Origin of the sequence: Pseudomonas sp. HMWF006 (assembly GCF_003061205.1) — a bacterium.
GTDB classification, from domain to species: domain Bacteria; phylum Pseudomonadota; class Gammaproteobacteria; order Pseudomonadales; family Pseudomonadaceae; genus Aquipseudomonas; species Aquipseudomonas monsensis.
The window spans coordinates 1-6,159 of sequence record NZ_QAIU01000052.1 but is presented as its reverse complement, the minus strand read 5'-3'; the positions used below and the strand labels follow the sequence as shown (position 1 = coordinate 6,159).

Here is a 6,159-nt window from a genome sequence, read left to right as displayed (position 1 = left end):
GGTTGGGTGTTGGTTTGATCATGGTGAAGCTCCTTGATGACTGGAGCCGCCACCGTTCGCGGTCAAACAAACAGGGTGGCAGCTGTACGCGGGTTGACCGACCGGACATCAAGGAATCCGGCACACCCGAAGGTGTCCCACGCACAGCTACCGCGACATGGTTTCAGGCAGTACCTGAACACGTGCAGAACGCTGGCGCGCCTTGATATTGGGCGGACGGTCAAATCCGATCGCTGATTCGTCAGCGACCGCACCACAATAGAACCCACCCCCAAGACGCACAAGCCGGCAGATTCTGGCGTAGCTGTAGGCAAAGGCGCAAGGATGTGTAGCCTGTGAGAGTGTTTGAAGATGTCTTTTTAAACATTGGCGTGACCGGTTTTGGCCGAAAGATGCAGCATTGACAGTCTGCTTTCGGCCAAATCAGGTCTGTCGACATCGCTTTTAACAAAAAGCAGCACATCACTTGTTAAAACAACATCTGGCCTTAATTGCTACGAACGATACGGGATATCTGATTTAACGATCTCTAAATCTGGTAAACCTATAGTTTTAAGCAGGCATCTCAGGGATCTTTCTGCGAGGCATTGATCAGCTATAGGGCCGATATGAATTGCTTTAACTGCGGAAATATTAAATGTCGCTTCGACATATGGAACCAAGTAGTCATTCTTGGCGCGATAATTAATACTATCAGCGCCCACCCCTCTAACAATTCTAACTTCCCTCTCGGCTGAAAAATGAGAATTCTTAAACTTTCCAACGCTATAAACAACCTCAAAATATTTTTCTAAAGCAGCATCAACCTCATCATCGCCTGCCCCATCGGACAAATTAGCAAGTCTACAATGGATAGCATCTATCAAACGCCTTGCCTCAAGCTCTTTATCATTCGATTCATAAAGGCATTCATACAGATCAAAATCCGACTCGATAGTTTCTCTGTCAAACTCTATAGCAAAGTTTCCATAAGCTCGCCACTGACTCAATAAGTTGCGCGACCGACTGAATGAACAAGTAAATAGTGGGCTTGCTTCATATTTAGAATCGAAAAGCTTTCCTAAAGAACCAACTATAAAGCTCAAGGATTTTAATTCTGGCAATTCAAGACCTGAAATCCTCTCCATGCGCAACAAGCACTCTTTGATATGCTTGATTCCATCATGGAGTTCCTCTGAGTCATTCAAAAACTCAACATGTGTAAGCCAGAATTTTTTATTTCGCAAAATGGATGAAACAGCTCCGATGTCCGTGTAATGAAAAAGAGTTTCCGCCATTTTACATCTCCATTTTTAAAGTGTATCCACTATACCGACGAGCCCTCTCCATGCCCATAGGAAACAAACTGGTCGATCAGCCGCGCAGCCTGGCCACGGCCAGTCCCCTCGACGCCGAGACCTGGGCCGACTTCGTAAAACGCCTGCGCCATGACTATGTCGTCGCCGGGCGCGCGCGGGCGATATTTGATAGCGTTCCCAGCCGACGTTACATCTACTAGAGGACAAGCCCGGCACCGGGCTGGTTTGAAGACCGGCCGATATTCAGATAGGGATGTACGTAAGCAGTCGACATCTTCCGGTCGTAAAGGAGTGAACGCATATGGCCAGTTGCTGTCCTCTGTGGCAGACCGCATTCCGCCAAGCGCAGATGTTCAAATTCATCCGCTTAGATTCAATAAATATCAGCGACGATCAACAGTAACCGCCTCTTGAGGGACAGTCGAGATGCCAATGTCGATAGCGTAAAGCCTTTATTGATTTCCGAACTGGACTTAGTGTCAGCACCTTTTCAACATACGAAGATAAGTGCCTTTCCCCCGCTTCGGTTTAAACGCCATTTTCTGAATTAAAGGGGCAGGTTCAACACTCAACTCACTATTCGGATTTGATCAGGCATTAATAGCTTGCTTCCTATGAGTTCTGCCCGTGCTCCTTCTGGGTCAGCAGTGAACAGTATGACACGCAGATCCTCCTTCGCACGGGAGAAAGAGACATATGCAATCTTCTGAGTTACGGCGCGTTGCCGGTCAGTGGGCTCGCCGGCAGTAAGTGGCGTTAAGGTCTTACAAAAGCTGTATTGGTTCCATGCGGCCTCGACATCGTCATAGACGACCAACACCTTTGGATACTCCTCTCCTTTTACGCCATGCTGGGTACTATAGGCGGTATTGTTGTTGAGATAATCGGCGTAAGGGGCGACCATCCCAGGCGTCATTCTGAAGAGAGAGTCTGCGAGCCAGTCCCCTTTGTCTAAGCTGTGAATATCCTCATCAAACGGTTCAACCCGAGGGTCACGATCAAGATGCTCGCTTAGCCTTTCGGAAGGCTGGATGATCTGCTTTTCGATACAAAAACGAAGGATCGCTCCGATCGTCTCGGTACCCCATAAAGTCTGCAGTTGGTCAACCAAAGCCTTCGAAGTTTCAATCATCAACTTCAGTGATTTTTCCGCGTTTAATCCATCAATCGCGAAAGCCGGGCTATCGCGACGAAGCAGATTGATAATTTCTCGTTCGTCACCTTGGTTATGAGCAGTGATAAGAGGGTAGATCGTCGAAATAAATGGTTTGAGGAGGAAATGCGCACCTTCCTCAAAGGCATCTTGGGCACGAGACGATGCATAGTCGCCTGTAAAGAGTCGGTTGAGGTCAGCGAAGCCAAGCCGCCGTGCGATCATTTGACGTGCGAGGAAGAGTTTCATGACATCGTCGCGCCCTGTCCAGCCCCAGCCTTCGACTGCATCATCCATACGTGCCAACGCCCGCTCAATCTGCTCCTCTGAATAACGCCTGCGTGGTTCCGTTGGATCTTCTGCTTTGATCAGTAAAAATTCGACGCTACCTTCACATGTCGCATTTTCGCCAGCGGCGTACTGCTCAACATCCCCACGATAGGCATTTAGAAGACGGATAACACTCTTGGAACTGCGGAAATTCTCAGCTTTCTTGATAATCTCACCATTGGCAGGTGGCGCAAAATTGCCGGCACTCCGATCATAAATCTGCTGCCAAGGGTCACCGAAATAGCCGACCACAGGAAGTTCAGCGCCCGCACACACGAGGTTGAGTCCTGAGACAATACCTTCAAACGTGTCTTGCGCTTCATCGACAAAGATATATGGGAAGCGTAGGCCGATGATCCGTCTGAGAGTTTCATTATCTGCAAGCAAGTAGGTTGCAATCTCTATGACGTCGTCGTGTCCGATCTGTCCCTTGCCGTAATCACTGAAGCTGGTGTCGGCATAGTCAAAACGTTTAACTGATTCGAGAAGTGTGCGCTGTACTGTTAGCCGATCGACTTTTGCACGAGCCTTTAATGCCTTTTTGCTGTTACCCCCATTGTCATCTCCCATGGCCTTTTCTATAAGAGATGGAATACGACTTACGTATAGCGCTTGACGAATATCTTCATGAAAACGGCTAATCTGATCCCACAGGAACCCATGAAGAGTTGAAACTAGGTATAGCTCGTCGAACCCTAACCTTTTCTTTATGACCTCAACGGCACGCTTGGTAAACGTAATACAGGCAATGCGTTGACCATTTTTTCTAAGGGTACGTCCTTCATTATCCCGAACCCGATTAAGAGCGTCACCCAACGAACTAGTCTTACCCGCGCCCGCGCCGGCTATCATCGCGAAGCTGCGACGGCAATCTATGCATTTACGGACTAGTGTATCCGCTTCGCTTTCCACCCACCCTCCCATTTTATACCTCCACCGCTGTAGCGACTTCTGTCTCCGTCACCGCGGCTAGCGGGGGCGATAGGCGCGACTCAAGCCAACTTAATCCCTCGGCAATATATCCAGGGACAATCCATTCCTCGGTGCAAGCCAAAATGTCCATGGCAAAGTCAGTCTTTTTAAAATTATCCGACCGAACTCTGTCGTAGACATTCTGGTAAGCGTCGTTGAGAGACTCGGGGACGGAGATACCGATGGATAAAGCGCCGGACCGAAGCAGTCCAAAATTCTCATAGACTATGGCTTCCTCCAAAGTTCGTGGGCGCAATGTTTCGCTGGCTGCGCCATCCGCGACAAAAATATCTGTTTGGAAGGCAATGCAACGATCTTTGTCGCTGTGCTGTTTCTCAGCGGATGTCAGTGCGATCAGATCGGCGATCGTAGTCCTTCCGCAAAGTTTTTTTAGAGAAGCGTTGGAGGTTCTTGCACCGACAACGTCCGCCCGACAGGCGCTGGGATAGCCTGTGGGGGCCACGGAGTCGAGGTCAGTGATAACAAGGTAGGGGATATGAAGGAAGCTGAGCAGACCCTCGAAGCGGTGGGCATATGCCCCTCCCACCTCCAATATTGTTAGATATACAGTTCGCAATCGCCCAGCGGCGCGCTCGATCATGGACGGCATTAGCAATTTTTCAACGGCACCTTCAACAAGGATGGCAGCATCAGCGAAGAATAAGTCGCAGTGTGTTAAGCGTAGATAGCGTTTGAGGAAGGCTAGCGATTCTGACGGTGAAACCAATTTACCATCAATCGTCTCCGCCTCTGGCTGGAAGGTCCGAAGGCTTCTAACCATGGATGCATTGCGAATCCCCGTCGCGACCGTCTCACCCTCAGTATGGCATCGCTGAAAATAGCGAACTTTCTCGAAATCGACGGCTTCCATGATATGAGAGGAGTGTGTAGTTACAACAAGTTGCGGCACAAGATTAGGCTCGCCAGCTGCCTCAGCAGATTGATTGATTACCTGCCAGATGTTGGAGATGAAAGTCTGCTGCACCTGTGCGTGGAGGTGAACTTCAGGTTCCTCAATAAAGATCATCAGACATAGAGGCCTGTTCTCGGTGGTCATCACCCATTGGGAATGGAAATGCCGAGCCTGAATAGCCATGTAAATTAGGTTCTTGAAACCAAGTCCGTTATAAAGCTCCGGCAGTTCATGCTTACGGCTGGGGTCTATGTAAAGTAACTCGGTGTTCCCGCGCAGAGCACTTTCAGGGCTAAGCGAGGAGATAATCTGTAATTCCCGATCATTAATCGATGGTACGCCAAGGTGCTTGATGAGGTTGATCAGTGGGGCAAACTGCTTTGCATAGTGATCGGTTAGCTGTTTGTTGTTCTCATCGATCACGCTATGAGCATCGGCCGCAGGGCCAACCTGCTCTAAATTCTTTCGGTAGAAGGCGGCGAAGGCCGACGAGAGCCGGTTACTGCGGCTACTGTCGTCATCGTTAATGTTGCGCTGCGCGTCTACAAACTCTACCCGCAGGAGATGTTTCAAAAGACGTTTGCCTTCGTTGGGATCAAGGTAACTCGTCAAGATCTCAGGCGATGTTCCGTCCTGAATTTTCTCTTCGAGTGACGAATAGCAAACCGCAAAATGTCGGCCAAGATTTCCGTCGAGCGCCAGATATTGTGACAACGCCTTGGAGCGTGCTCCATCTTCCTCTAATGGATAAGCGGCGTTGTAACACTCGAGTAATTTCTTTGCTTCAGAGACCTCATACGACAGCCGGATTCCTACGCGTGTAAAATCTGAAAGTTTCGGCAGCAATGTGAACACCCTACCGAATGCGATACTTTCGGGGTCGATGGAGAACCACAGGTCAAGACTAATTTTGGGGAGCTGCGCCACATCTCCTGTTTTGACAAATGCGTCAAAATCGGCCATTCGAGCAACCGAGAAGTCGTGAATTTTGAAATCGCGTCCGCCGAGGAAACAGCGAAAAATTGCAGTGGCAGAAGTTTTGCCGCTATTGTTGGGGCCAACAAAAATGGACTCCCTCTCTTCAATGTCAATCTGAACATTTTCCAGTCGACGGAAATTTCGAATTGCAACACCGCTTACTCTCATAAAATCTTCCTCCCTGGCACATGAAGAGAGCAAGCAGAAAACTGGTACCCCTCGCTCCGTTTGAAATCCTAGCCTATCTATTGAAGGCTTGAATCCTTTTTAGCTTTAGATATTAGGGGGCAGTTGGCTGAGCTCCACGAGGGTAGCGACGGTGCGAAAGAGGTCGCTCTGGAACGACTGCTTTTGGCCCAGAGTGTGTAAAAACGCCTTCGCCAAAATTGAAGTGCGCGCGTCTACGTTAAATCTGAAATTTATCGGCACGTCAGCAGATGTGGATTTCGGGTAGAAGCGCGATTTTCAGTCCGGTTTTGAGTAGCTGTCGCGCTCAAAAACGTTTTTACACAGCC

General features: G+C 49.1%; 4 protein-coding genes and 1 pseudogene. 2 read left to right on the top strand and 3 right to left on the bottom strand.

From position 1 onward, the window contains the following. Positions 1-206, top strand: a pseudogene (locus DBR24_RS31215) (hypothetical protein); the annotation flags it as partial. A 288-nt stretch (positions 207-494) separates the two neighbouring features. Here DBR24_RS31215 and DBR24_RS02030 read toward each other — a convergent pair. Next, positions 495-1,277 (bottom strand): DUF2971 domain-containing protein, encoded by a 783-nt coding sequence (locus DBR24_RS02030; RefSeq protein WP_128613746.1) that lies wholly within the window; start codon positions 1,275-1,277, stop codon positions 495-497. A gap of 50 nt (positions 1,278-1,327) precedes the next feature. Between DBR24_RS02030 and DBR24_RS30885 the strand changes: the two genes are divergently transcribed. After that, positions 1,328-1,498 carry a hypothetical protein gene (locus tag DBR24_RS30885; RefSeq protein WP_158277015.1) on the top strand — a complete coding sequence of 57 codons (171 nt, stop codon included), beginning with the start codon at positions 1,328-1,330 and terminating at the stop codon, positions 1,496-1,498. Positions 1,499-1,866: 368 nt separating this feature from the next. On the opposite strand, the gene DBR24_RS02025 is transcribed toward DBR24_RS30885, so the two are convergent. Further along, the gene (locus DBR24_RS02025) at positions 1,867-3,693 is read right to left on the bottom strand and encodes a UvrD-helicase domain-containing protein (RefSeq protein ID WP_256591241.1); all 1,827 of its coding nucleotides are present in this window, start codon (positions 3,691-3,693) and stop codon (positions 1,867-1,869) included. Between the two features lie 13 nt (positions 3,694-3,706). Continuing rightward, on the bottom strand, positions 3,707-5,812 hold the full coding sequence (locus DBR24_RS02020; protein ID WP_128613744.1) for an ATP-dependent endonuclease: 2,106 nt from the start codon (positions 5,810-5,812) through the stop codon (positions 3,707-3,709). Positions 5,813-6,159: the final 347 nt, after the last annotated feature.